This window comes from Arenibacter algicola, from assembly GCF_000733925.1.
GTDB lineage: Bacteria > Bacteroidota > Bacteroidia > Flavobacteriales > Flavobacteriaceae > Arenibacter > Arenibacter algicola.
This window is the reverse complement of the sequence record NZ_JPOO01000003.1, coordinates 3,043,548-3,069,874: the sequence shown is the minus strand read 5'-3', so window position 1 is coordinate 3,069,874 and position 26,327 is coordinate 3,043,548. Positions and strand designations below refer to the sequence as shown.

Genomic DNA, 26,327 nt, shown 5'->3' with positions numbered 1-26,327 from the left:
GACAACAATCAGCTCTTAATTCCACTAGGTTAGTTGATCTATATTGACCTTAATCATCCAGCACCAGAGTAATGCCGCCCACAACCATAATATTAGCAAATATGCGGCAATAAGCAGGACCTTGGATCGGGTTATTTTTTGAATGTAGTACCAGGCCACTGCAGCAAACACAAAACCAAAGGACCATAACATCCCGACCATTATTACGCTTGGCCATACCCAGTCGCCACTCCAATCATTTAAGGCGGGATAAGATGTGAACAGAAAAGAAACCGGGTAATACAACAAACCTCCAAGAGCTCCCATACCAACAAGGCCCAATATTGCAGTTATAAAAAACGCAATTAAGGAGAATTTAATGTTTAAGGACCAGTTTTTCCAGAATACCATTCGGTTTTCCCATTTTAATTTTCGGTTAGTTTCTAACGCTCAGAAACCAATAAAAGTATGGCCCTGTCCGATAGATCTAAATAATTTAACAAGAAAAACCCTTCATTACAAACAACATTTGCGTCGAAAAATCGAACCAGCACCCTCCTTAAAATCACCATTTTAGTTACCTATACTTACGGAAATACAAGGTCTTAAAAGTGATCGCTCAAGGAAAGCATGTACTTTATCCAACCATTTCCTAAGTGGGATGACAAAAGATTTTCTATTATTTCCTCTCCAGAATTGATGAATTCTTTAAATTGGTTCTAAATACTGTACATAAATTCAACAAAATTTGTTGGTAACTCGTTTGTGGAGTAAATTTGCAATCAAAACAAATAACTAATGAGTGGATTTTTAAACTCTTCAATAGGCAGAAAGTACACCATGGCCCTTTCCGCTTTTTTCTTAATGATTTTTATCCTTCAACATTTTGCCATTAATATCCTATCTGTTCTAAATCCGGATACTTTTAATGAAACCTCACATTTTATGGGCACCAATCCCCTTGTACAATATTTATTACAGCCTGTACTGCTTTTTGGGGTTGTCTATCATTTTGTTATGGGGTTTGTGTTGGAAATAAAAAATAGAAATGCCCGTGCTGTCAAGTACGCCAAAAACAATGGTGCTGCCAATTCCACATGGATGAGCAGGAATATGATATGGAGCGGTGGATTTATCCTTGTTTTCCTAATCATTCATTTCTTGGATTTCTGGTTTCCTGAAATCAACACAAAGTATATTCAAGGAGACATGTCCGGCTTGCTGGCCGATGGAGAAGGTTACCGTTATTACGAAGAACTGGTCCACAAATTTGAGCCTATTTGGAGGGTTGCCCTTTATTGTATAGGTTTTGTTTTTCTTTCATTGCACCTACTTCATGGCTTTAGTTCAGCATTTCAGTCTGTTGGTGCCAACAATAAATATGTAAAAGGGTTAAAAGGATTTGGAAAGGCATATGCTGTTTTAATTCCGTTGGGATTTATTTTCATTGCACTTTTTCACCATTTTAACCATTAATAATACAATTCTATGTCTGTATTGGATTCTAAAATACCAAAAGGCCCATTAAAGGATAAATGGACTACCTATAAGGATAAAATAAACTTAGTTAATCCTGCCAATAAGCGAAACATCGACGTTATTGTTGTTGGTACCGGTCTTGCAGGAGGCTCTGCTGCTGCAACCTTGGCCGAGCTAGGTTATAGGGTTAAAGCATTCTGCTATCAGGATTCCCCCCGAAGGGCGCATTCCATTGCGGCCCAAGGTGGTATTAATGCTGCTAAAAATTATCAAGGGGATGGGGATTCTACCTATCGCTTGTTCTATGATACCGTAAAGGGTGGGGACTACCGTTCCCGAGAGGCAAACGTGTACCGTTTGGCTGAGGTGTCTACCAATATAATCGATCAATGTGTGGCACAAGGGGTGCCTTTCGCCCGTGATTACGGTGGATTACTTGATAACCGCTCTTTTGGTGGTGTTTTAGTGTCACGTACTTTTTATGCCAAAGGACAAACAGGCCAACAATTGTTGTTAGGGGCCTATTCCGCTATGAACAGACAAATTGCCCGTGGTAAGATAGAAATGTTTAACCGCCACGAAATGCTGGATGTGGTTAAAGTAAATGGCAAGGCACGCGGTATTATAGCCCGTAACTTGGTTACCGGGGAAATAGAGCGCCATTCGGCACATGCAGTAGTGATTGCCTCCGGAGGATATGGAAATGTATATTTCCTTTCTACCAATGCCATGGGATCCAATGCCACAGCAGCTTGGAAAATACATAAAAAGGGGGCGTTTTTTGCCAACCCGTGTTATACCCAAATTCACCCTACCTGTATCCCAAGATCTGGAGACTATCAATCCAAACTGACCCTGATGTCCGAGTCGTTGCGTAACGATGGCCGTATATGGGTTCCAAAAAAGATGGAGGATGTGTTGGCCATTAGGGAAGGAAAATTAAAACCAACCCAATTGAGCGAGGATCAAAGGGATTACTATTTGGAAAGAAGATATCCTGCCTTTGGTAACCTGGTACCACGTGACGTGGCATCCAGAGCAGCGAAAGAAAGATGTGATGCCGGTTTTGGAGTAAACGCTACTGGGGAAGCTGTATATCTGGATTTTAAATCGGCCATTGAAAGATACGGTTTGGAACAGGCAAAAATCCAAGGAATTCAAAATGCTTCCAAAGAAAAAATTACTGAGTTGGGTGAAGCCGTAGTAGAGGAAAAATATGGTAACCTGTTTCAGATGTACGAGAAAATCGTAGATGAAAACCCGTATAAGACCCCAATGATGATCTATCCCGCTACCCATTATACTATGGGCGGTGTTTGGGTAGATTACAACCTAATGACCACCGTTGAAGGTTTATATTGCATAGGCGAGGCCAATTTCTCCGATCATGGTGCCAACCGTTTGGGAGCATCTGCCTTAATGCAAGGCTTGGCCGATGGTTATTTTGTATTGCCCTACACTATAGGGGATTACCTATCCCATGAAATTAGGACCGGAAAAATTCCTACCGATACGCCCGAATTTGACGAGGCCGAAAAGGAAGTAACCGAAAGAATCAATTTCTTTGTCAATAACAAAGGATCCCATTCGGTAGATTATTTCCATAAACGTTTAGGCAAGGTGATGTGGGATAAATGTGGTATGTCCCGTAACGCAGAAGGCCTAAAAGAAGCTATGGCGGAAATTAAGGCTATCCGTGAAGAATTTTATAAAGAAGTAAAAGTTCCTGGATCGGCCAATGAAATGAATCCTGAACTGGAGAAAGCAGGACGTGTGGCAGATTTCTTGGAATTGGGCGAATTGTTTGCCAAGGATGCCCTAATGCGTGAGGAATCATGTGGCGGACATTTCCGTGAAGAGTCGGTAGAAATCGATGGGGAGCAAAAAGGGGAAGCAAAACGTAACGATAAAGATTATGCGTTCGTAGCAGCTTGGGAATACAAAGGGGAACCTTCGGATGCCGTTTTGCACAAAGAGCAATTGGAATTTAAGGATATTGAATTAAAACAAAGAAGTTATAAATAGGTGTTTGTGAAGAAAAAAGAGAAGAGAAAAAAGACTTAATGGCTTTTCGTCAGCGACATAATTATAAAAATTTGAAAATCTGGCAATTGGGGTTAGAAATTGCAAATGATATTTCTGATATTTTGCAGGAATTTCCCAAGCACGAAAAATTTGATTTGAGTAATCAATTAAGCCGTTGTTCAATTTCGATGCCGAGTAATATAGCTGAAGGATCTGCAAGAACAGACAAGTCATTTTCTTATTTTCTCGATATTTCTTTAGGTTCATCATTTGAACTTGGCACTCAATTATTAGTTGCACGCCACAGAAAATATATAGACGAACAAACTTTAGAAAAGTTAGAAGTAAAGAATGAGGAATTCCAAAAAATGACAATGGGATTCCAAAATAGTTTGCAGTGATAAAGAGGTCTATTTTCTTAACTCTTATTTCTGTATTCTGTAACTAAACTTTGATTACAAAACTTAATTATGAAGATTCCGAAAGGAGCTTTTTATTAACAAGAACAATATGAATCTTACATTAAAAATTTGGAGACAGAAAGGACCACAGGACAAAGGTAAAATGGTCGATTATAAAGTGACTGATATTTCAGAACACATGTCTTTTTTGGAAATGATGGACGTTTTAAACGAACAGCTAACCAATAAAGGGGAAGAGCCTGTTGCCTTTGACCATGACTGTCGCGAAGGTATTTGTGGTATGTGCTCTATGTATATAAATGGAGAAGCCCATGGCCCCGATAGAGGGGTTACCACATGTCAGTTGCACATGAGAATGTTCAAGGATGGTGACACCATTACCATTGAGCCATTTAGGGCAAAAGCCTTTCCCGTTATAAAGGATTTGGTGGTTGACCGCAGCTCCTTTGATCGTATTCAACAGGCTGGTGGTTTTATTTCCGTCAACACCTCTGGAAATACCCAGGATGCCAATGCCATTCCTATTGATAAGCACGCGGCCGATGAGGCCATGGATGCCGCTACCTGTATTGGTTGTGGCGCCTGTGTAGCAAGTTGTAAAAACTCTTCAGCCATGTTGTTTGTAGGGGCCAAAGTATCCCAATACGCCTTACTTCCACAAGGACAGGTAGAAGCAACAGACCGAGTTAAAAATATGGTTGCCCAAATGGATTTGGAAGGATTTGGAAACTGTACCAATACCGGTGCATGTGAGGTAGAATGTCCAAAAGGAATTTCCTTGGAAAACATTGCCCGTATGAACAGGGAGTATTTCAGTGCCAGTATAAAAGGCTAGTACGATAATACGGATTAAAATATAATTTATTAGATACAGAAACAGACCCCATCCCTTTTCAGGAATGGGGTTTTTCTATGCCTAGATCTTAAAAATCCAGTATCTTTAAGTATGCCAAAAGAATATAAGGAAGAACGGATAATAGTTCCACGTTTTAATGAAGAGTCCGGTTTCTATACCACGCCGCAACGCTCCAAGATGATGGGAAAGATCAAAGGAAAGAACACCATCCCCGAATTGAAATTTAGAAGGGCATTATGGGCGGAGGGTTATAGATACAGGATAGACTATAAGAATTTGATCGGGAAACCGGATATAGTCCTAAAAAAGTATAAAACCGTTATTTTCATTGATGGGGAATATTGGCACGGTTATAATTGGGAGGAAAGGAAACAAAAAATTAAAACCAACAAAGAGTTCTGGATTCCAAAAATTGAACGTAATATTCAACGGGATAAGGAAGTAAACCACGAGCTACAACAATTGGGCTATACCGTTTTTAGATTTTGGGAGAGGGAAATCAAAAAAGAACTGGAACAATGTCTAAACAAGGTAATTGTCCATTTACAATCACAGCATTCCTAACCTACTTATAAAAATCTTAAACGCTCTTCAATGCCCAAGTATAAACACAAAATATCCTCCAAGCTTCCCAAAGTAAAAACTACGATTTTTACCACAATGGGGCAATTGGCACAGAAACACAGTGCCATAAATCTTTCCCAAGGTTTCCCCAATTTTGAGCCCGATCCTTCCTTGATAGATTTGGTTACACTGGCCATGAAACAAGGGTACAATCAATACGCACCTATGGCAGGGGTAATGGAACTGCGAGAAATGATCTCAGAAAAAATTGAACAATTATATGGCAGGCACTATCATCCGGAAAGTGAAATAACCGTAACCATCGGAGCCACACAGGCCATTTTTACCATCATTACGGCCTTTATTGGCAGTAATGACGAGGTAATAGTAATTAAACCGGCATACGACTGTTATGAACCTGCCATTGAAGTAAACGGGGGAGTTCCCGTTTTTGTTCAACTAAACAATACCGATTTTAAGATAGATTGGGAGGTTTTCCGCTCCAAAATTACACCTAGGACCAAAATGGTCATTATAAACACACCACACAATCCCAGTGGTACCATTATCTCCAAAGAGGATATGCTTGAATTGCAAAGGAGTCTCGAAAATACCGATATAATTGTTATAAGTGATGAAGTATACGAGCATATCACTTTTGACGGCCACGAGCATGAAAGTGCTTCAAAATATAATGGCCTTGCCTCCCGCACCTTTGTATGCGGTTCCTTTGGAAAAACCTTTCATATTACCGGCTGGAAAATGGGATATTGTGCGGGTCCGGCCGAACTGATGCTCGAATTCCGAAAAACCCATCAATTCAACGTGTTTAGCGCGGACCATGCCGTTCAAAAAGCTCTGGCCACATATTTAAAAAACCCTCAACACTATTTGGGTTTAAACCAATTTTATCAAGAAAAGCGGGATTTATTTCTTCAAGGATTATCTACCTCAAGGTTCAAAATAAAACCTTCCCAAGGTACTTATTTTCAATTAGTGGATTATAGTGATATTACCCAAGAACCGGACGAAGTCTTTGCCGAACGCCTGGTAACGGAACACAGAATAGCCAGCATTCCCATTTCCGGGTTTAACACTAAAGGGATCGACAATCGCTTAATAAGATTCTGTTTCGCCAAAACCAACGAAACTCTGGAAAAGGCCACCGAAATTCTCAGCAAGCTTTAAATAAAATAATTTTGTGAAAAACCTCGTTTAAATATCCAGCCGCAATAGCCAATCCGTTTGCTCATCATTACCTATAAAATAAGGATGGCTCCCAAACTTATAGAACCCCAATCTTTGATAAAATTTAATGGCCTTGGGATTGTGTTCCCAAACACCAAGCCACACATAAGACCTATTTTTAGCTTTGGCCATGGATATTACCTGCCCCAGTATCCACTCCCCAATTCCCTGGCCCTGAAATTCGCTCAATACATAGATACGCTCCAACTCTATGGAATTGATGTCCTTAATATCGGATTGGGCTTCATTTTCATTCAGCTTTATGTATCCCACCAAACTGGAATCCTTATAAATAAAATAATAGGATGAATTAATATCCTGAAGTTCCTTTAAAAGCCTTTCCTCGCCAAAAGCAGAATCAAGGTATTCCTTAAAATCCTCCGGCTTATTGTCCTTTTCAAAAGCATCTATAAAGGTCCTTTTGCCCATATTGGCCAAAACTCCCAAATCGTTAATGGTACACAGCCTCAAATGTAGTTTCATGCTTTACTTTCCTTCTTAAAATTACGATTTTCAACTAGATTGAAAACAAAAAAGGGAGCACTACTTTATAGTAGTGCTCCCTTTGTAAACTTTTGATTTATGCTATAGCATAAATAATTTTTTTGTCAATCTTACAATGCCCGTGAAAAAGTCATTTCGATAAACTTGAATTTCTTTTTGAGCGCGGGGGTGGTTAATTTGGGCTTCCATAGTAATTAAGGTTTAGTAGTTGTTAAATTTGGGGTTTAACTTCTGTTATTAAATGCAATATAATTCAGATTAACGCAACATTTAAAAAATTGTTGTGAAATATACAGTAATTGTTGTCTGCGCATAAAAATAGTTATTTTGATCGATATATATGTTTTCCAAAATGTTAAATAGAGACTGTACATTTAAATGTGACTTAAGATGAAAATTCTATAAAATCTGACACACTTAATTTAACATCCCGGGTTAAATATCCATCTCTGGAATATCCCCTTCCAGAATTAAATTCCCTTCAGTAGCCTTTACTATCTCATCAACGCTAACACCAGGCGCCCTTTCCAACAATTTAAATCCCTCGGGAGTTACATCCAGTACTGCCAAATTGGTTACAATTTTTTTTACACATCCAACTCCCGTCAATGGTAAAGAACATTTCTTTAACAACTTGGATTCGCCTGCCCTATTGGTATGCATCATGGCTACAATGATGTTCTCAGCAGAAGCTACCAAATCCATAGCTCCGCCCATTCCCTTGACCATTTTACCTGGAATTTTCCAATTGGCAATATCCCCGTTTTCAGCAACCTCCATGGCGCCCAGAATGGTTAGGTCTACATGTTGCCCCCGAATCATGCCAAAGCTCGTTACAGAGTCGAAAAATGAGGCTCCTGGAAGGGTTGTTATGGTCTGTTTACCCGCATTGATGATATCGGCATCCTCTTCCCCTTCAAAAGGAAAGGGGCCCATGCCCAACACCCCGTTTTCACTTTGAAATTCCACACTGATATCATCCCTTACAAAATTGGCCACCAAAGTAGGTATCCCAATTCCAAGGTTAACATAATATCCGTCTTTGACTTCCTTTGCTATGCGCTTTGCTATTCCGTTTTTATCCAACATAATTAAAGTTATAATTTAGCAATGTATCAATTAAATAATTTAATAATTGACCCATAACTTAATGTGACGATCTCCCAATTAACCAACAGATTAATTTGTTGTTCCTAGGTTACAATCTTGAATTCCTCTTAGTGGTGCTAATAATTTTATATAATATTAACCCCAATTCATCAATGCTTTCTTTTAAATCGATTTCGAAAGGGTACGACTTTGACCGTTCACATAAAACAAGCCAATATTTAGTTTCCTCAAGCTCCTTCACAGCAATTTTCATTTTATGAATAAAGTCGGCCCTACTTTCGGCGTTTTGAGCTTCATGAATATTTGCACCTATGCTTGTACCTGCTCTTAACAACTGTGTTGCAATAACGTACTTTCTTTTCTCCTCTAAAACTTCGCAAAATTCAACTATCCTTATGGCAACATCGATGGATTTTTGAACGACAGCATTTTCCCTATTTATCATACCGAATTTAAAGTTAAAGTGACTCTTTGGCCATTACAACAAAGCACACATTTAACAAACCAGAAAAGTACAAAGCCTTACATTTAAACCCAGATTTACTTTCTCGTTTATATCAGCACCCATCAAAATTATATCCCAATTGTTACATTTTTAAATTATTCAATTGCTTAATTGACTTTACGAACCGTCAACTGCTCAATTCTTTTCTCGTAATTTTTACCTTGGAAGATACGTTGTACAAAAATTCCAGGGACATGGATCTGGTTGGGGTCCAAATCTCCTGCCGGCACCAGCTCCTCTACCTCGGCAATCGTAATCTTGGCCGCGCCACACATGGCCGGATTAAAGTTTCGGGCGGTACCCTTAAATATTAGATTTCCTGCCTCATCGCCCTTCCATGCCTTTACGAAGGAAAAATCGGCCTTAAAGGCTTCTTCCAGTACATACATTTTTCCATTGAACTCCCTAGTCTCCTTTCCTTCGGCCACTTCCGTTCCATAACCGGCCGGAGTATAAAAGGCGGGGAAACCGGCCTGTGCGGCCCTACATTTCTCCGCTAAAGTTCCTTGAGGGGTAAGTTCTACGTCCAATTCCCCGCTCAACATTTGCCGTTCAAACTCATCATTCTCCCCCACATAAGAGGAAATCATTTTCTTTATCTGTCTTTTGTGCAACAAGAGCCCAAGACCAAAATCGTCCACACCGGCATTATTGGAAATACAGGTTAAATCCTTGACTCCCATCTTCACCAATGCGGCTATAGCATTTTCAGGGATACCACATAATCCAAATCCTCCCAACATAAAAGTCATCCCGTCCTTTACTCCTTTTAAGGCCTCCTGCACGTTGGCAACTGTTTTTCGTATCATATAAAACCGACTTAATTAAAACTATTTTCTTGCTCTCTCTAAAATAGGGGTTTTTAACGAAAAATGCCCTTAACTTTTAGATAAAAGCAAGGGCATTTATGGCAATAATTTATTCTGATACTAAAAATCCAAATCGTCTTCTATATCAATTTTATTATCCTCCTCGGTAGAAGTCTTGGAGCAATCTACGTTAATAGATAAATTCTCCGGCTTTTCAAATTCTCCATCGGAAATACCCAATTCCTTGTTGGCATAGTTCTTTTTCATATATAAGCCCCAAATTGGCAAAGCCATGGAAGCTCCTTGTCCGTAGGTAATGGTCCTAAAATGAACCGCTTTGTCATCTCCCCCTACCCAAACTCCAGTAACCAGGTTAGGAACCATTCCCATAAACCAACCATCACTTTGGTTCTGGGTAGTACCCGTTTTACCGGCAATAGGATTTTTAAACTCGTAAGGATAACCTGTTATGATCTCCTTATACTCCGGTCTATATTTCTCTGCTCCCGTGGTTCTTAATCTTGTCCCGGATCCTCCTTGTGTTACCCCGGACATAAGATCTAGCATGGCATAGGATACATCCTTGCTTAAAACATCTTTTGTCTCCGGTACATACTCGTACAATACCGTACCATTCTTATCCTCAATCCTGGTTACCATAACGGGTTTAACATATACCCCTTGGTTGGCAAAAGTGCCATAGGCCCCAACCATCTCATACACATTAAGGTCTGCAGTTCCCAAGGCAATGGAAGGTACCTCAGGTATTTCTCCTGTTATTCCCAAATTTTTGGCGATGGATACCACGGCCTTGGGACCAACCCTGTCTATTAATTGGGCGGTAATGGAATTTACTGAATTGGCCAATGCATTTTTGAGTGTCAACATTTCCCCGGAATATTCTCCGTTAGAATTCTTTGGACACCACGGGTCAGGATTTCCGTGTTTATTGGCCTCTATACAATATAGATTGTCAGGAAGCATATCGCAGGGCGAAAGACGTAATTGATCTATAGCGGCGGCATATACAAAAGGCTTAAAAGTAGATCCTACCTGCATACTCCCTTGGATAACGTTGTCATACTGAAAATGCTTATAGTCTATACCGCCTACCCAGGCTTTTACATGTCCGGTTTGGGGTTCCATAGACATCATGGCCGTCTTAAGAAAGGATTTATAATATCTAATGGAATCCATAGGGGTCATTACCGTATCCTTTTCCTTGGTATCGCTATTCCAATCAAAAACGGTCATTTCTACAGGCTCATTAAAGGAAGCCCTTATTTCTTTTTCATTCCTCCCTTGGTCCTTTAGGTTATGCCACCTGTGTGAAGACTTAATGGCCCGCTCCATAATTCCGTCTATTTCCCCAGGTACCTCTTCAATAAACGGGGCAGTTTTATTACGGTCGGGAGTGTTTTGATGAAAAAACTCCGCCTGCAATTTTTTCATATGCTCGGCCACGGCATCTTCTGCATTTTTTTGCATACGGGAATCTATGGTAGTGTATATCCTAAGTCCGTCCAAATACAGATTATATTTATCACTCTCCCCTTTTAAAGCCGGTTTCGGGTTTTTTTCTATCCACTTTCGCATAAAGCCCTGAAGATACATCCTAAAATAGGTAGCCAAGCCCTCTCTATGCGACTCTGGACTAAAATTGATGTCCATTTTTAAAGCCTGTAAGGAATCCTTTTGCTTTTCCGTGATAAAATCATATTTCGCCATCTGGGACAAGACCGTATTTCTACGATTTAGGACCAATTCTTCCCTTCGAATAGGATTATAATATGAAGAGTTTTTAAGCATCCCCACCAAAACCGCTGATTCTTCTATTTTTAGATTTTTGGGCTCTTTGCCAAAATAAATACGTGAGGCAGATCTGATACCATCGGCATTATAATTAAAATCGTAAATGTTGAGATACATCTTAACGATTTCTTCCTTGGTATAGCTCCGCTCCAACCTTATGGCGAGCACCCACTCCTTTATTTTTTGGGTAATAGTTTCAAAAATATTCTTGGAACGCACCCCTACAAACAATTGTCTCGCCAATTGTTGGGATATGGTACTGGCCCCTCCTTTCTTGCCCAGATAGACAAAGGCCCTAAGCGTACCCCTGGCATCTATTCCCGAATGCTCATAATACCGTGCATCTTCGGTAGCCACAAGTGCCTGCACCAAAGTTTTCGGCAACTCTTCGTAGGCCACATCGGTCCTATTGTCGTCCAGATAGAATTTACCCAAAGTCTCTCCATCAGAGGAAATAATTTCACTGGCCAAATTGGTCTGTGGATTCTCCAAACGTTCATATTCCGGCATAGCTCCAAAGGCACCCCAAGAAGCCAAAAGGAAGACCATTGCTACGGAGAGTACACCTATAAAAAACAGTACCCAAAACCATTTAATGAACTTAAAAAAATTGTTGTTGCTTTTTTTCTTCTTTTTGGTAGCTGTTGCCATAAGCCTACTGATTACTTTTTTCGATTAGGTAACCCACATCGGTGATACCTTCCAATTCGACAATTCCATCTACTTGGCCATTTTTACGCATGGCATGGGAAATTTCTAAGGTATATACGCCTGAAGACGGGAAAACGACGTTTTCTTTATACCATAATTTGTTTTCCATTAAACTTCCATAACCAGTTCCCAACCACTGTCCGTCCGGTTTTGCCATTTCATATTCCAAGGTATCACGCACTACATCGCCGCTGGGAAACCTTAATTCGGCAATTAGAAAAAGGTTACTGTAAGGATATGTCCCATCGTTTCTCAGATTAATGAACATATTATACTTCTGAAGGGTATCCAGTTCCTGGAAGGAAAATTTTGCTACGCTATCCTTGTTCCACCGTCCATTCTGTGTTGGACTATAATCGGACTTTACGGTTTTCTTATCACAGGAAACCATAAAAATTACTAAAAAAATTACACCCAAACTCCTAAGCATTGTTGGTAGGCCTTTTTTTATAATTGCTTCGTTTCTTTTTCTTGTTGTTCCTGTTGGACCTTCTTTTCTTAGGGGTGTCAAATCGCGTTAAGCTATCCTGCCCTACCACATTCTCAAAAACCTTTTCAACTGCTTGAACATTATCCACCGCATATTCCTCCAAACTGGCTACTTTCTCCCTCTTTTTGTTTTTTTCCAACACCTCCAAAACCTGGTCTTTGGACAAGACATGCCAATTGGCAGGTTCATCCTTATAGGAAAACCAAAGTGAGGCTTTGAAAATATCTACCTTCTGGCAAAAGGCCATCCCTTTTTCCGTAAATAGCTTGGTATCCTGTCCTGGAAAATCCTTCAAGGCATCCAAATAAACGTCCAATTCGTAATTTAGGCAACATTTAAGTTTACCACATTGCCCTGCCAATTTCTGGGGATTAAGGGAAAGTTGTTGATAACGGGCCGCCGAAGTGCTTACCGACCTAAAATCGGTCAACCATGTAGAGCAGCACAATTCCCTTCCACAAGAACCTATTCCTCCCAAACGTTGGGCTTCCTGTCGGTAGCCAATTTGCCTCATTTCGATTCGGATACCAAAAGCCTTGGCCATGTCCTTGATCAATTGGCGGAAATCCACACGCTCTTCCGCGGTGTAATAAAAGGTAGCCTTGGAACCATCTCCCTGAAATTCCACATCGGAGATTTTCATTTGCAACTTTAGTACAATGGCGATTTCTCTGGCCCTTTTCTTAATCTCCTCTTCCCTATCCCTACATTTTTGCCAAATGTCTATATCCTTTTGGGAAGCCTTTCTGTAAATTTTAGGAAGTTCCGGATTGTTATAATCTTCCTTCTTTTTCTTCATTTGCACCCTTACCAATTCTCCCGTAAGGGTAACCATACCTACATCATGGCCAGAAGTGGCCTGTGTAGCCACTATATCGCCAATGGAAAGTGAAAGATTTTCGGAATTTCTGAAGAATTCTTTTCTACTATTTTTAAAACGGACTTCCACACAATCAAATGGTTTTTCCCCATTTGGAAGTGACATATTGGAAAGCCAATCAAATACCGTCAATTTATTACAGCCATCAGTGCCACAAGTACCATTGCTCTTGCATCCTTTAGGCTGTCCGTCCTTACCGGTTGAACAACTGCTACAACCCATATTTCGTATCTTGGTTTAGTAAAAATGTAACACTTTTACTAAAAAAGGTTCATAAAATTATTAAACGTAAAGATAGTGTTTTTTTGATGCGATAAAAAGAAAGAGTTTTGTTGTCCGCGTAAAGGTCCCTTAAACCAGGGAAAAATGACCCCAAGCAGGAAATTTTTAACTTAATCTTTGCCTTAAAAACACAAAATACCCCGCGACTTTAAAAGGGACCATTATTTACAATTAGTCCCCAAAGTTTAATTAATTGATAGAAAAACAGTTATTTGTTGCTGTGAAGCAATAGCTATGAAGACAAGGTACCAGTAACGGATGTATCTAGGGACTTACTTCTTATACTTCAAAACCTCGGAACGACCCTTTTTAAAAATCTTGTTACCAACCACTTTTCCTTTCCTTAATTTTTTCTGTTCCTCAAAAGGTAGTTCATGAATTTCCTTGCAATCCACAGAACAACAGTTGTTCATTGCCTCTGCACAGGCATCACATTGAATAAAAAGTAGATGGCATGCCTCATTGGCACAATTCACGTGATTGTCACAAGGGCTGCCACATTGATGGCAATTGGCGATGACATCATCGGTTATCCGCTCTCCCCTACGATGATCAAAAACAAAATTCTTACCTAAGAATTTATTTTCCAAATTCAGATTTTTAACCTGACGCGTATATTCTATAATTCCACCTTCCAGCTGATATACGTTCTTAAATCCTTTGTGCTTATAATAAGCACTGGCCTTTTCGCACCTAATACCACCAGTACAGTACATGACCAATTTTTTATCCTCTTTATGGTCTGCCAGATCCTTTTCAATGATATCCAACGAATCCCTAAACGTATCCACATCAGGGGTAATGGCGTTCTTAAAATGCCCAATCTCACTTTCATAGTGATTGCGCATATCTACCAAAATAGTATCGGAATCCTCAATAAGTTCATTAAACTTAACGGCATCTACATGAATTCCCTTATTGGTAACATCAAAAGAGTCATCATTTAAGCCGTCGGCAACAATCTTTTCACGAACCTTGACCTTTAATTTTAAAAATGATTTGTTATCCTGTTCAATAGCGATATTCAACCTAACATTTTCCAAAAAGGTGATACTATCCAAGTGAGCCTTAAAGGCATTGAAATTTACGGCAGGAACGGATAATTGGGCATTGATGCCTTCATGGGCTACATAGATACGGCCCAAAACATCCAGTTCGTTCCAATGAATAAATAAATGGTTTCGAAAAATTGACGGATTGCCAATACGTGCATATTGATAGAAAGAAATGGTAAGGCGCTCCAATCCCGCCTCCTCTATAAGGGCCTCTCTCTCCTTAGCACTTAAGGTATTGTACAGTTGCATGCTATACTAATATTTTAAGTTAAAGAAATATTTTATGAGGCAAAAATAGAACTTATAGATCGGGATTAAAAGAATAATGCCCGTTTTTTGAATTCCAGGAAGGCCCAGGCCAGCATGTAAACCCAATTAAACAAATACAAAATAAAACTATCGACTTCAGAATTAATAGGAGTTAGTCTATAAAGCAAAAAAGGATCTTGAAAATATCAAGACCCTTTTTAAGGTCAATATCATTTTTTCTTTTTCATAGAATTAAAATAAAATATTGACCCACAACCCTTATTGTTTTACCAGAACAATAAGCAACCTAATTTGAGTTAGTTATTTTTTAGATGATACAAACGCAAAAAGGTTGCGTGCAAAGTCAAAAATAATTGATAGAATTTATAGGTGCACTACATAATTTGTAGCGGCTCAGCCCATTAACCCTTGTAAATTAGGGCATTTCAAAAGAAGTGGGGCCAAGAAAAAATTTTAATTATAATAAAATAATGTACTAATTTCTTCATATAAAATCCTTGCCATAGGTGGTTTTATGCAAAAAGAATTGGTATTTTAGCCTCCCTAATAAGATATGAAAATGAGTTCCGAAAAAGACGCAAAATTAAAAGCACTTAAACTAACCCTGGATAAATTGGATAAAACTTACGGCAAGGGTGCCGTAATGAAAATGGGAGATAGTGTAGTACAGGACGTAGAAGTGATATCTTCGGGTTCTTTGGGATTGGATGTAGCACTAGGTGTTGGAGGTTATCCACGAGGAAGGGTAATTGAAATTTACGGACCTGAATCTTCCGGTAAAACCACTCTTACACTGCACGCCATGGCTGAAGCCCAAAAAAATGGAGGTATCGCAGCTTTTATTGATGCGGAACATGCCTTCGACCGTTTTTATGCCCAAAAACTAGGGGTGGATATTGATAACCTTATCATTTCCCAGCCCGATCACGGGGAACAAGCTTTAGAAATTGCCGATAATCTAATACGCTCCGGTGCCATCGATATCGTAGTTATCGACTCTGTTGCCGCACTGACCCCAAAAAGTGAAATTGAAGGCGAAATGGGCGACTCAAAAATGGGGCTTCATGCCCGATTAATGTCGCAAGCGTTACGAAAACTTACCGGTTCTATCAGCAAAACAAATTGTACAGTAATCTTCATTAACCAATTGCGTGAAAAAATTGGGGTAATGTTCGGAAATCCGGAAACAACCACAGGAGGTAACGCCCTTAAATTTTATGCTTCCGTACGTTTGGATATAAGAAGATCTACCCAAATTAAGGATACCGACGGTGACGTACAAGGAAACAAGACACGTGTAAAAGTGGTGAAGAACAAGGTTGCCCCTCCATTCAGGACCGCCGAATTCGATATTATGTACGGGGAAGGTATTTCCAAAGTAGGGGAGATAATCGACCTGGGTGTTGAATTTGAAATTATTAAAAAAAGTGGATCCTGGTTTAGTTACGGCGATACCAAGCTGGGCCAAGGTAGGGATGCTGTTAAAAGTTTACTACTGGACAATCCGGAACTACTCGAAGAACTGGAAGGCAAAATTAAAGAAGCCATCAAAACAGTAAAGTCATAAACCTTAAAATCCCGATTAAATCGGGATTTTTTATTTCTCCACGCAACCTTTATTTCCCGTTTACATCTTAATAACAAAAGCAATTGTTATGAAACCGACTTGCCCCTAAAAATTAAAATATGTCCATTCATATTTCTTAGGAAAAAAAGGTTTCCAAAACCATAATAAAACAACTTAAATATTAAGAACATGAAACGAGTATTCTTTTTGCTGCTTGTTGCCTCTTTTACACTTTTAACATCTTGTGACATAGATGACGATGTTAACTATCATTTTGAAGCTTTACAGGTAAAATCTGTAGAAATGCCGGAGTCATTTGATTATGGTGAAATCTATAAAATAAAAGTTACTTACTTTAGGCCGAATAATTGTACCTTTTTCGAAGGTTTTGATGTAGTGAAAGAAGATTTAACTACTAGAAAGGTAGTTACTATTGGTACTGTTATTGAAGATGACGAGGAAGAATGTACCGGTAGCGGTGAGGACTTAGTGGCAACATTTAACTTTGAGGTCCTATATGATGAGCCCTATTTATTTAGATATTGGACAGGTGAGGATGCAAATGGAGAACCAACATATTTGGAAATTACTGTGCCTGTCAACGAAGATAGTTCGGCTATATTAGCGCCCGAAAGTGATATGGGCACATCCAACTTAAAGAATTAGTAAATAACCCAATCCATATTTTGAGTAACCTGGTTGAGCTCATAAATAATTGCAAAAAGGGGAACAGACAAGCGCAAGAACAGTTATACCGGGACTATTCCCGGATACTGTTCGGAATTTGTCTCAAATACTCGCGCAATAAAACGGAGGCCGAAGACAATCTGCATGATAGTTTTATGACCATCTACAGCAAAATTGAGCAGTTTAAACACCAAGGTTCTTTTGAAGGCTGGATAAAGCGCATTACTGTAAATACAGTACTTCAAAAATATAGGAAAGAGGAGACCTTAACACTGGTCACAGATAATATAGAGGATGAAATGCCAGAAGATTCGGGCTATTTAAACCTGGATTTGGCCACCTTGCTAAGTTATGTGCAAGAGCTTCCCAATAAATACCGCTTAACCTTCAACCTTTATGTGTTGGATGGCTATAGCCACAAAGAGATCAGTGAAATGTTGGGAACGTCCCTAGGGACTTCCAAATCCAATCTTGCCAGAGCAAGAATGATATTAAAAGAAAAAATTGAGGCAAATAAAGCTGGAATTATAATGGAAGGGTAACCCCTCCGGATTATAATCCCTGCTGAACAATTGAAAACATGAGTGAAAATAATTTAGACAAATTATTTCAAGAGAAGTTGGCCAACTTCCAAGAAATTCCAGACGAAAAAGTATGGAATTCCATAGCCACTTCCTTGGATAATAAGAAACGATCCCGCAAGCTTATTCCCCTTTGGTGGAAAGTAGGAGGAGCGGCAGCAATACTTGCCATCCTATTCTTTGCGATCGATCCTTTTTCCACTTCCGAATCGGCAACACCGGTTATTACGGATGTAGAAAATAATACCCCAAGTACCAAGGACGATAATATTTTACAGGAATCTTCCATTGAAGCCACCAGCATAACCGGTAATGAAGGGAAAACACTAGACGAAAATAAAATTGAAGCCTCAGACCAAACGGCCAGGGACAAAATTACAGATCCCCTGCCCAACAAGGGAAGCATAGCTGCAGAAGGTAACCCAAAACAAGATAACTCAGGTAAAGGACAAAAGAACGCTATTCCAACCCACACGGCATCCAAGGAATTGGTAACAAATGCATCGGGCACTAAGAGTATTGATAATAATGCTGGCCAAGACCCGGCCAATTCCGTATATCCAAAACCAAAAGAGGACACATTACCCTCTAAGGAGTTGCCTATTCCTGCTGAGGAAGCCATTGTACATCAAGAAAACAATAACGCAAACAAGCCCATTGAAAAAACTCCTGAAGTCATCTCTGAAGACCTTCCATCAAATAAAAAATCCATTTTAGAGGCCATTGAAGAAAATGAGGTCGTTGAAGTTAAGCAAACCCAGAATGGAAAGTGGTCTGCAGGTCCCAGTATTGCTCCAGTTTACTTTAACGGTATGGGTGAAGGATCCCCAATCAATTCCATTCTAGCCTCCAATAGCAAAACAGGAAGTGTAACCATGAGTTACGGTATTACGGTAGCTTACGAAATTTCCAAAAAACTAAGCCTGCGCTCCGGTATCCATAAGGTAGATTATGGTTATGATACCAACGACGTCTCCTTTACATCCTCCTTTAACGCTTCTACGGGTAACCAAATAAGCAATATTGATTATTCCAATGACTCCCAATCCATCATTTTGAATAATCCGAATAACGAAAATGTAATTCCCAAACCCGGATCTGTATTCGCTATGGATGTAACTGGCAAAAACCCTACCCGCTTAGGAACAATGGGGCAACAAATGGGGTATTTGGAGGTACCTCTTGAACTAAACTATGCGCTCTTGAACCGTAAATTTGGCGTCAACATTATAGGTGGGGTAAGTTCCCTATTTCTTACGGATAATTCCGTGGTGTTGGAATCCAGCGGACAGACTACAGAGTTTGGGGAAGCCAATAATATCAATTCCGTTAATTTTAGCACCAACCTTGGTCTTGGACTGGATTACAAGTTTACGCCTAAGCTTAAATTTAATGTTGAGCCGGTTTTTAAATATCAACTGAACACCTTTTCGAACACATCGGGCAATTTTAACCCCTATTCGTTGGGGGTTTACAGCGGGTTCACGTTCAAGTTTTAAATCTAAATAATGGATTGGCTGACGGGAATTGTTAGCCTAATCGGAATGCTCTAGATCGTTCAGTATTACCGCTCTTACAGATTCCCGAAGCTCAATCTTATCTGTTTCTTTAAGATTATGAGTTGCAAAAAATTTATGTACCCTAACGCGTAACCTCCCTGGACGGCCACTAAAAAAAGTAAAGGAAAATCGCTTTTTATTGTCATAAAATGTCATGGGCACTAGAGGAATTTTATGCGCAATGGCCATTTTAAATGCCCCGTCCTTAAAGTCGTCCAAAACAATATGTTCATCGGGTACGCCGCCCTCCGGAAAAATACATATACTCAAGCCTTGTTGTAATCTTTTTTGTGCCCTTCTGTATACCGCTGTCCTGCTTTTAGCGCTCTCCCTATCCACCAAAATACATACCCTTTTATAGAAGAACCCGAATAAAGGAATATTCACCAATTCTTTCTTCCCGATAAAAACAAAAGGATTTTTACTGACTTTTAACATCAACATAATATCCAGCATACTGGTGTGATTAGAGACCAACATATAGCTTTCACCCTTTTTAAGCCTTTGCTCCCACTCAATTACCGGAAAACACCCCATGCCATAAAGAATAGTATTGGCCCAAATATTTCGGGCCATCCAAAAAAACTGTGGGTAAGTCCTTTCGGAAAGTGTAAAAATCACCAAAAAAGGTAACATTATTAAAATGGGCAAAAACACTAAAAAATAGAACCAAATCCGGTAGAGCGTATGGCCTATTTTTTTTAGGAATGATAACATGCGGTCAAAAGTAATAATTTTAGTCCTTCTTTAGAATTTCTTTTACCTTTGCCTTCTTTGAAAGTAAAATAATGGCAAGAATCTTAACCGGTATACAAAGTACAGGAACCCCTCATCTAGGGAATATTTTGGGAGCGATCATCCCAGCGATAGAAATGGCAAACAATCCAGCAAACGATTCCTTTCTCTTTATTGCGGATATGCACTCATTAACTCAAATTAAGAATGGAGAGCTATTACGAAACAACACTTATGCTGTTGCGGCTACCTGGTTGGCATTTGGCTTGGACATTAATAAAACCGCCTTTTATCGCCAGAGTGATATCCCCCAGACCGCAGAACTGGCTTGGTACCTCAGCTGTTTTTTTCCATACCAAAGACTAACCCTAGCACACTCTTTTAAGGACAAGGCGGACAGATTGGACGACGTAAATGCCGGTTTGTTCTTTTATCCCATGCTAATGGCTGCGGATATACTTCTATACGATGCAGAGATAGTCCCTGTAGGCAAGGATCAATTGCAGCATTTGGAAATGACGCGGGACGTAGCCTCAAGGTTCCACGCCCAATTGGGAGAAACTTTTGTAATACCTGAAGGAAAGGTACAGGAAGAGACCATGTATATCCCGGGTACCGATGGCTCCAAAATGAGCAAAAGCAAGGGGAATTTGATAAGTCTTTTTCAAACCGACAAACAATTGCGCAAACAGATTATGGGTATACAAACGGACAGTACCCCTATGGAAGCCTCTAAAGATCCAGATACGGATAATGTGTTTGCACTGTACAAAATTCTTGCTACAGAAAATCAAGTTGCCGAAATGCGGACCAATTATATAAACGGCAACTATGGCTACGGGCATGCCAAACAAGCGCTATACGAAGTGGTCTTGGAACGCTTTGGCGAAGCTAGGGAAAAGTTCGATTATTATATGAATAATCTAAACGAACTGGATGAAGCCTTGGCTTTTGGCGCCAAAAAAGCCAAAATAGTGGCCGATGGGGTTCTGGAAAGAGTAAGGATGAAGGTGGGGTATTGATTTTTGGGCAACTCTTGTCCATTTTAATTTTTAGTTCGTAACTTAATGCTCCTATAAAGGAAGCAATGGCACGGATTACCCATTATATTCTATTATCCACTGTTTGTCTATATTCTATTGTACTATTTGGTACTCCCAAAAGTTATTCCGGGGTAGTGGCCAAGGTAAGCCCGAACATTTTCCAACAGTTTAAAATAAACGGAAAGGTCATAGATAAAGCCACGGGAGAAGCCATACCCTTTTGCAATATTGGAATTGCAAGCTCTCCTTGGGGAACCGCAAGTAATGAATTGGGAGAGTTTGTTGTACAATTGGATTCGTTGCCCGCCACAATTATATTTTCCCATATAAACTACAATAAATTTACCCTCGAAATTGCACAACCTGGCAACCTAGTAGTTGAACTAACTCCTTTGACCAATATACTTGAAGAGGTCACTGTAATGGCATCCAAGAAAGAGCCTTATGCCATGGAATTGGCTAAAAAAGCATTTCAAAAAGCGAATAGCCAATCTTCTAAATCCAATTACGGTAGGGCCTTTTACCGACAAAAATCGAGAAATGGAGATCAGTATTCCGAGTTTTCCGAAATTATTTATGACGTACGTTATAATGCATTAGGTATAGAAGATTGGGATATAATTGAAGGTAGATATGCGCTACAGCCCGGAGGCCTGCATAATAGAAACTACACCCTTTTAACCCGATTGATTTCTCCATTTCAACCCAACACGGAAGAAGTTATTTTTCCTATGCATCCTGCTTTGGAAGTCTTTTATGATATCTACCTAGTTGAATACATACAATCCGGCAATGATAAAATTGCAGTATTAAAGCTCCAGCCCATAAAAACCAACAAAACCCCAACCTTCGAGTCAGAGGTGTACATCAACGTTAATACTTACGATATCCTAAAGATTATCGGCAGTCTTTCCCATGACGATTTAAAATTTGTGCAACTCATGAAAAATAACAACAATGCATGGAAAGACTATAATATCTCTTTTGAAATAGCATATAAGAAGGAAAATGAGAGCAATGTTTCCATAGATTATATTAATATAAACCAAGAATTTGACTACTATGTAAATGACAAATTCGAATTTCATACCAATTCTTCCTCGAACCTTACTTTTTTTGAACATTACACTCCTACTTCTAGGAAAAAATTAGGTGGACAATTCGGGAAAAATAAAAGTGACTGGCAAAAACTTGACGAAATAGGATATGATGAAAAATTTTGGATAGACAATCCAATTGTAAAAAGGACCCCTGTAGAGGAAGAGGTAATTGCCTCCTTCGCAAAAGTCGGTGCATTTGGATCCATCTTCCTAAATAGCAAAGATCAAGTGGCATTGATTCAATCCGATTTGACCAATGACGTATTTATAAAGGATTTGTCGACCTGGATGAACCGATATAATAATTACAACCCCATTGAAAAAGTCTATTTGCATATGGACAAAGAAATAATGGTATCTGGCGAAACCCTGTGGTACACCGCATATACGGTTTTGGGCCCGTATCACCATTTTTCCTTAGGCAGTAGGGTGCTTCATGTGGATCTAATTGATCCAAAAAATGAAATAGTGTTATCACAAACCCATGAAATTGTAAATGGCAAGGCCATAGGTTCCATTGATTTGCCCCCAAACCTTCCTTCCGATAATTATCAGTTGCGGTCCTATACCAATTGGATGCGAAATTTTGATCAGGATTTCTTTTACACCAAGGGCATAAAGGTTCTTAATAAAAACAGTACCCCTATTGCAGCTACCCCAAAAGAAGATAAAATTGATTTACAGTTCTTCCCTGAAGGAGGGCACTTGGTGGCCAATTTGGTGGGCCAAGTTGCATTTAAAGCTATTGGCAAGGATGGACTCGAGAGAAATATAAAAGGACAATTGGTCGATTCAAAAGGAAATTTTATTGCCACTCTGGCTACGATAGATAGAGGGTCTGGATTTTTCACCCTTAAGCCCTTGGGCGGCGAACAGTATTCAGTAATCCTTAGCGACGGTTCCATATATCCCTTCCCAAAAGTTATGAATGAAGGGTATGCCATTACCGTCTATAACGTTAACCCTAAAAGCATTCAGGTAAAAATCCAGGCTACCGAAACATTTAGTGAAAGGTCTTTTTATGTAATCGGGCATATAAACAATAAAAAATATTACCAAGGCAAATTTGACTTTGAAGGCCAGCCTGTTGTGAATTTTGAGATTCCAAAAAGTAAACTGCCCAGTGGAATTATGACCCTCACCCTCTTTGATGCCCAAAAAAAAGCATGGTGCGAGCGTATCGCATTCATCAATAATCAAGATGAACTGGTTATTACCGCAAAAATGGACCCTAAAAAATTAAAGGACAGAAGTGAAATTACGGTAGATGTGCATGTAACAGATACAGATGGCAGACCTGTGTCAGCTGAACTGTCCATGGCGGCCACGGACACAAAACAAGGCTTAAAGAATCTGGACGATGCCAATATTATCGCGCACTTATTGTTACAGTCCGATCTTAAAGGAAATATTACCGAGCCTGGGCTACTTTTTCGAAATCAGAAAAAAGCAACCTTACACGCCCTGGATTTGGTTATGCTTACCCATGGATGGAGAAAAATCCCCTGGTCAGATAATGATGCTGTTACGGATTCCCCCAAAGATTTCAATTTTGTTAAAGGGCTTTCCATTTCAGGAAGGGCCACGAGTCTAAACAATAAACCCTTAGGTAATACTCCCATGACCGTAATTGCCAAATCCGGGGAGCAATTAGGCATGCTGTCCACAAGGACGGCATTGGATGGAAGTTTTAGCATTCCAGATTTTAACTTTAAGGACTCGACCAATATTGCATTTAATGCCTTTGACGCCTCGGACAAACCAACTGATGTAAAAATTATTTTGGACAAACGGCAAACGGTACTTCCGCCTCCTAGATTTAAAAACTCGAATTCAAAGGCCGAGAGTTATAATGGTTTTAGGTACCCCCAAAGAAATTTGGATCCAGCCTTAGACCTAAGGAATACCACAAAACTTGATGAAGTAATAGTTACCGAAAAAAGGGTTGAAAAATCCAGAAACGCCTCTCCTTCCGTGTACGGACAGACCCCTGATGCTACCTTGTACATGGAAGATCACCAATCCGCCCAAACTGTTCTTGATTTGGTAAGAAGGTTTAGTGGCGTCACCGTAAATGGCAATACAGTAAGTATCAGGAATGGAGGTACGCCATTGTGGGTGCTTAATGGAATGCCTGTCAATAATGATAATCCTTCGCCATCATCCCTGGCCCGTGCCTCCCAAAGGCAAGGATCTTCTACTGACCAAGGTGCGGCAAGCGTTGCACCCACAGCCATTTCTTTATCCATGGAACAATCCATGGCCCCAAGCCCCGTACCTACCTACATTGCCACAATGGATACCTATTCCGTAGAAAGAGTGGAAATATTAAAAGGTCCATCTGCGGCCATATACGGCTCCCGTGGGGCCAATGGGGTTATTCTTATCTATACCAAAAGAGGTGGAAGTAAATTTATAGCCCCAGCAATATCACCGGATTTTACCGTTATGGGCCATGCACCCGAACGAGTGTTCTATTCCCCTAAATACAATGTAGTATCCGATGAAAACAGTGGTCCGGATCACCGCGCAACACTTTATTGGAATCCTTCCTTTAAAACGGACAAAAATGGAAATGCGCGACTTCAATTTTATAATTCGGATAGTGCCAAACAAATTCAGGTGGATATTGTAGGATTATCCCCTTATGGAACCCCTGGAAAATATCTACAAATCTTTGGTACGGACGATTGATTCACAAAGACTGTCCTTAGCGCTTTTATTACATCAATATACCATCCAGTCGGTTTGGGCTCTTCATGGTTTAGGTCCATGGTTCAAAATCAAGGATTTGCAGTGGCCTTTTATCGATAAGCGACCACATTCCCCTAATTCCAGCGCTAATTTTTGAATAAAGAAAATAACAGGTCTGTCATTATTTAGATAGCCTCGAACAATTTACCTGGAAGTGGCCTCACTACTCCCTTCATTTCCATATTCAAGAGGGTAGAGGAAACCTTAAATATGGGCAACTTACAGTCCAATGCAATAAGGTCCAACATTTGTTTCCCCCCCTGCTGCAAATAATCATAGATTTCCTTCTCGGTATCGTCCAAATCTACAAATAGTTGCTTTTGAATGGAAACGGGCTCCTTTTCTTCCAATTCCCAGCCCATCATATAGATCAAGTCGGCGGCCGAGGTAAGCATTTGTGCTTTCTGATGTTTAATGAGGTTATTGCATCCACTGCTGTACTTATCCTGGGTTCTTCCAGGTACGGCAAAAACATCTCGATTATAACTGTTGGCTATATCTGCGGTAACCAGACTACCCCCTTTTTCAGCAGATTCCACTACAATAGTAGCTTCGCCCATACCAGCAATAATCCGATTTCGCTTTAAAAAATTTTCCCTATCCGGTTGACTCGTGCTCCAAAATTCAGTGAAAAAACCACCATTTTTATTTATATCGGGCACATATTTTTCATGTATTTTTGGATAAATCTGATTCAACCCATGGGCCAGGCATCCAATAGTTTGTAAACCATGTTTCACGGCTGCCCTCTGTACACAAATATCCACCCCGTAGGCAAACCCACTAACAATAATTGGATCCAATGGTGCCAAGTCCTCTATTAATTGCTCGCAAAATGAAGTGCCATAACTGGTAATATTTCTGGTACCAACAATACTTATGATCCTCCTGCGGTTCAAATCTATGTTCCCCTGACTGAAAAGTAAAATAGGACTATCTATACAATGTTTTAAATAAGCGGGATAACCGTCCTCCATAAAATAATGAAGGTTTATTTCCTGACTCCTAATAAACTCATATTCCAATTCAGCGGCCTCCAAATGCTCCCGATCCATAAGTCCTTTTAAGATTCCGTAACCAATACCATCCAACTTTTTCAAACGAGTCATTTTTTCCTCAAAAATGGCCGAAGGACTCCCACAACTGGATATTAATTTTTTTGCGGTAACGTCGCCAATATTCGGAACGTTCTGCAAACGAAGAATAGCAATTATTTCATCTCTAGTCATTTATGGAACCGGCTTAGTTGTTCACAAAATACATAAATTATAATGTTAATAAAAAGTTATGTGAAGAGTTT

At 39.7% G+C, this 26,327-nt stretch carries 23 protein-coding genes; 12 read left to right on the top strand and 11 right to left on the bottom strand.

Annotation, left to right across the window (positions count from 1 at the left end; all coding sequences use genetic code 11):
- Positions 1-24 precede the first annotated feature (24 nt).
- Positions 25-390, bottom strand: coding sequence for a hypothetical protein (locus U735_RS0123775; protein WP_031446208.1), 366 nt, complete (start codon positions 388-390; stop codon positions 25-27).
- Between the two features lie 387 nt (positions 391-777).
- Between U735_RS0123775 and U735_RS0123770 the strand changes: the two genes are divergently transcribed.
- The 6 genes from U735_RS0123770 (at position 778) to U735_RS0123745 (ending at position 6,513) form a co-directional block, all read left to right on the top strand.
- On the top strand, positions 778-1,455 hold the full coding sequence (locus U735_RS0123770; protein WP_031446207.1) for a succinate dehydrogenase cytochrome b subunit: 678 nt from the start codon (positions 778-780) through the stop codon (positions 1,453-1,455).
- Between the two features lie 12 nt (positions 1,456-1,467).
- The gene (locus U735_RS0123765; RefSeq protein ID WP_031446206.1) at positions 1,468-3,483 is read left to right on the top strand and encodes a fumarate reductase/succinate dehydrogenase flavoprotein subunit; all 2,016 of its coding nucleotides are present in this window, start codon (positions 1,468-1,470) and stop codon (positions 3,481-3,483) included.
- Between the two features lie 38 nt (positions 3,484-3,521).
- On the top strand, positions 3,522-3,884 hold the full coding sequence (locus U735_RS0123760; RefSeq protein WP_031446205.1) for a four helix bundle protein: 363 nt from the start codon (positions 3,522-3,524) through the stop codon (positions 3,882-3,884).
- 109 nt (positions 3,885-3,993) lie between these two features.
- Complete coding sequence (locus U735_RS0123755) at positions 3,994-4,740, top strand: succinate dehydrogenase/fumarate reductase iron-sulfur subunit (protein ID WP_031446204.1); 747 nt, start codon at positions 3,994-3,996, stop codon at positions 4,738-4,740.
- Between the two features lie 111 nt (positions 4,741-4,851).
- A complete protein-coding gene (locus U735_RS0123750; RefSeq protein ID WP_031446203.1) occupies positions 4,852-5,325 on the top strand; it encodes a very short patch repair endonuclease in 474 nt (157 codons plus the stop codon).
- 30 nt (positions 5,326-5,355) lie between these two features.
- The gene (locus U735_RS0123745; protein ID WP_031446202.1) at positions 5,356-6,513 is read left to right on the top strand and encodes a methionine aminotransferase; all 1,158 of its coding nucleotides are present in this window, start codon (positions 5,356-5,358) and stop codon (positions 6,511-6,513) included.
- A gap of 27 nt (positions 6,514-6,540) precedes the next feature.
- On the opposite strand, the gene U735_RS0123740 is transcribed toward U735_RS0123745, so the two are convergent.
- From U735_RS0123740 to trhO, 8 genes are all read right to left on the bottom strand, one after another.
- Positions 6,541-7,056 (bottom strand): GNAT family N-acetyltransferase, encoded by a 516-nt coding sequence (locus U735_RS0123740; protein WP_031446201.1) that lies wholly within the window; start codon positions 7,054-7,056, stop codon positions 6,541-6,543.
- A gap of 456 nt (positions 7,057-7,512) precedes the next feature.
- Positions 7,513-8,166 carry a 3-oxoacid CoA-transferase subunit B gene (locus U735_RS0123735; RefSeq protein WP_031446200.1) on the bottom strand — a complete coding sequence of 218 codons (654 nt, stop codon included), beginning with the start codon at positions 8,164-8,166 and terminating at the stop codon, positions 7,513-7,515.
- A 109-nt stretch (positions 8,167-8,275) separates the two neighbouring features.
- Positions 8,276-8,632 (bottom strand): four helix bundle protein, encoded by a 357-nt coding sequence (locus tag U735_RS0123730; RefSeq protein ID WP_031446199.1) that lies wholly within the window; start codon positions 8,630-8,632, stop codon positions 8,276-8,278.
- Positions 8,633-8,799: 167 nt separating this feature from the next.
- Entirely contained in the window at positions 8,800-9,501 is a 702-nt protein-coding gene (locus U735_RS0123725) for a CoA transferase subunit A (RefSeq protein WP_031446198.1), read from the bottom strand.
- 120 nt (positions 9,502-9,621) lie between these two features.
- Entirely contained in the window at positions 9,622-11,964 is a 2,343-nt protein-coding gene (locus U735_RS0123720; protein WP_031446197.1) for a penicillin-binding protein 1A, read from the bottom strand.
- A 4-nt stretch (positions 11,965-11,968) separates the two neighbouring features.
- A complete protein-coding gene (locus U735_RS0123715) occupies positions 11,969-12,454 on the bottom strand; it encodes a gliding motility lipoprotein GldH (protein ID WP_031446196.1) in 486 nt (161 codons plus the stop codon).
- Complete coding sequence (locus U735_RS0123710) at positions 12,447-13,616, bottom strand: PSP1 domain-containing protein (protein ID WP_031446195.1); 1,170 nt, start codon at positions 13,614-13,616, stop codon at positions 12,447-12,449. Before U735_RS0123710 ends, U735_RS0123715 begins: the two co-directional genes overlap by 8 nt.
- 332 nt (positions 13,617-13,948) lie before the next feature.
- On the bottom strand, positions 13,949-14,980 hold the full coding sequence (trhO, locus tag U735_RS0123705; protein ID WP_031446194.1) for an oxygen-dependent tRNA uridine(34) hydroxylase TrhO: 1,032 nt from the start codon (positions 14,978-14,980) through the stop codon (positions 13,949-13,951).
- Positions 14,981-15,560: 580 nt separating this feature from the next.
- Here trhO and recA point away from each other — a divergent pair.
- The 4 genes from recA (at position 15,561) to U735_RS24775 (ending at position 19,335) form a co-directional block, all read left to right on the top strand.
- A complete protein-coding gene (gene recA, locus U735_RS0123700; RefSeq protein WP_031446193.1) occupies positions 15,561-16,568 on the top strand; it encodes a recombinase RecA in 1,008 nt (335 codons plus the stop codon).
- A 189-nt stretch (positions 16,569-16,757) separates the two neighbouring features.
- Positions 16,758-17,234 (top strand): hypothetical protein, encoded by a 477-nt coding sequence (locus U735_RS0123695; protein ID WP_051892317.1) that lies wholly within the window; start codon positions 16,758-16,760, stop codon positions 17,232-17,234.
- 20 nt (positions 17,235-17,254) lie between these two features.
- On the top strand, positions 17,255-17,797 hold the full coding sequence (locus tag U735_RS0123690; RefSeq protein WP_031446191.1) for an RNA polymerase sigma factor: 543 nt from the start codon (positions 17,255-17,257) through the stop codon (positions 17,795-17,797).
- 38 nt (positions 17,798-17,835) lie between these two features.
- Positions 17,836-19,335: a porin family protein gene (locus U735_RS24775; protein ID WP_034248718.1), complete on the top strand. Its 1,500-nt coding sequence runs from the start codon at positions 17,836-17,838 to the stop codon at positions 19,333-19,335.
- A 36-nt stretch (positions 19,336-19,371) separates the two neighbouring features.
- Here the strand turns inward: U735_RS24775 and U735_RS0123680 are convergent, their stop codons facing one another.
- Entirely contained in the window at positions 19,372-20,112 is a 741-nt protein-coding gene (locus U735_RS0123680) for a lysophospholipid acyltransferase family protein (protein WP_031446189.1), read from the bottom strand.
- A 71-nt stretch (positions 20,113-20,183) separates the two neighbouring features.
- Between U735_RS0123680 and trpS the strand changes: the two genes are divergently transcribed.
- Both trpS and U735_RS0123670 read left to right on the top strand, forming a co-directional pair.
- Positions 20,184-21,152: a tryptophan--tRNA ligase gene (gene trpS, locus U735_RS0123675; RefSeq protein WP_031446188.1), complete on the top strand. Its 969-nt coding sequence runs from the start codon at positions 20,184-20,186 to the stop codon at positions 21,150-21,152.
- 65 nt (positions 21,153-21,217) lie between these two features.
- A complete protein-coding gene (locus U735_RS0123670; RefSeq protein ID WP_031446187.1) occupies positions 21,218-24,967 on the top strand; it encodes a carboxypeptidase-like regulatory domain-containing protein in 3,750 nt (1,249 codons plus the stop codon).
- 185 nt (positions 24,968-25,152) lie between these two features.
- Here the strand turns inward: U735_RS0123670 and dprA are convergent, their stop codons facing one another.
- On the bottom strand, positions 25,153-26,256 hold the full coding sequence (dprA, locus tag U735_RS0123665; RefSeq protein WP_031446186.1) for a DNA-processing protein DprA: 1,104 nt from the start codon (positions 26,254-26,256) through the stop codon (positions 25,153-25,155).
- Positions 26,257-26,327: the final 71 nt, after the last annotated feature.

Bases quoted from the DNA above. Each gene is read 5' to 3' on its own strand.
- U735_RS0123720 (WP_031446197.1), bottom strand. From the start codon at position 11,964: ATGGCAACAGCTACCAAAAAGAAGAAAAAAAGCAACAACAATTTTTTT.
- U735_RS0123715 (WP_031446196.1), bottom strand. From the start codon at position 12,454: ATGCTTAGGAGTTTGGGTGTAATTTTTTTAGTAATTTTTATGGTTTCC.
- U735_RS0123730 (WP_031446199.1), bottom strand. From the start codon at position 8,632: ATGATAAATAGGGAAAATGCTGTCGTTCAAAAATCCATCGATGTTGCC.
- U735_RS0123765 (WP_031446206.1), top strand. From the start codon at position 1,468: ATGTCTGTATTGGATTCTAAAATACCAAAAGGCCCATTAAAGGATAAA.
- U735_RS0123745 (WP_031446202.1), top strand. From the start codon at position 5,356: ATGCCCAAGTATAAACACAAAATATCCTCCAAGCTTCCCAAAGTAAAA.
- U735_RS24775 (WP_034248718.1), top strand. From the start codon at position 17,836: ATGAGTGAAAATAATTTAGACAAATTATTTCAAGAGAAGTTGGCCAAC.
- U735_RS0123755 (WP_031446204.1), top strand. From the start codon at position 3,994: ATGAATCTTACATTAAAAATTTGGAGACAGAAAGGACCACAGGACAAA.
- U735_RS0123760 (WP_031446205.1), top strand. From the start codon at position 3,522: ATGGCTTTTCGTCAGCGACATAATTATAAAAATTTGAAAATCTGGCAA.
- trpS (WP_031446188.1), top strand. From the start codon at position 20,184: ATGGCAAGAATCTTAACCGGTATACAAAGTACAGGAACCCCTCATCTA.
- U735_RS0123695 (WP_051892317.1), top strand. From the start codon at position 16,758: ATGAAACGAGTATTCTTTTTGCTGCTTGTTGCCTCTTTTACACTTTTA.
- U735_RS0123670 (WP_031446187.1), top strand. From the start codon at position 21,218: ATGGCACGGATTACCCATTATATTCTATTATCCACTGTTTGTCTATAT.
- U735_RS0123735 (WP_031446200.1), bottom strand. From the start codon at position 8,166: ATGTTGGATAAAAACGGAATAGCAAAGCGCATAGCAAAGGAAGTCAAA.
- U735_RS0123725 (WP_031446198.1), bottom strand. From the start codon at position 9,501: ATGATACGAAAAACAGTTGCCAACGTGCAGGAGGCCTTAAAAGGAGTA.
- U735_RS0123775 (WP_031446208.1), bottom strand. From the start codon at position 390: ATGGTATTCTGGAAAAACTGGTCCTTAAACATTAAATTCTCCTTAATT.
- U735_RS0123750 (WP_031446203.1), top strand. From the start codon at position 4,852: ATGCCAAAAGAATATAAGGAAGAACGGATAATAGTTCCACGTTTTAAT.
- recA (WP_031446193.1), top strand. From the start codon at position 15,561: ATGAGTTCCGAAAAAGACGCAAAATTAAAAGCACTTAAACTAACCCTG.
- trhO (WP_031446194.1), bottom strand. From the start codon at position 14,980: ATGCAACTGTACAATACCTTAAGTGCTAAGGAGAGAGAGGCCCTTATA.
- U735_RS0123680 (WP_031446189.1), bottom strand. From the start codon at position 20,112: ATGTTATCATTCCTAAAAAAAATAGGCCATACGCTCTACCGGATTTGG.
- U735_RS0123770 (WP_031446207.1), top strand. From the start codon at position 778: ATGAGTGGATTTTTAAACTCTTCAATAGGCAGAAAGTACACCATGGCC.
- U735_RS0123740 (WP_031446201.1), bottom strand. From the start codon at position 7,056: ATGAAACTACATTTGAGGCTGTGTACCATTAACGATTTGGGAGTTTTG.
- U735_RS0123710 (WP_031446195.1), bottom strand. From the start codon at position 13,616: ATGGGTTGTAGCAGTTGTTCAACCGGTAAGGACGGACAGCCTAAAGGA.
- dprA (WP_031446186.1), bottom strand. From the start codon at position 26,256: ATGACTAGAGATGAAATAATTGCTATTCTTCGTTTGCAGAACGTTCCG.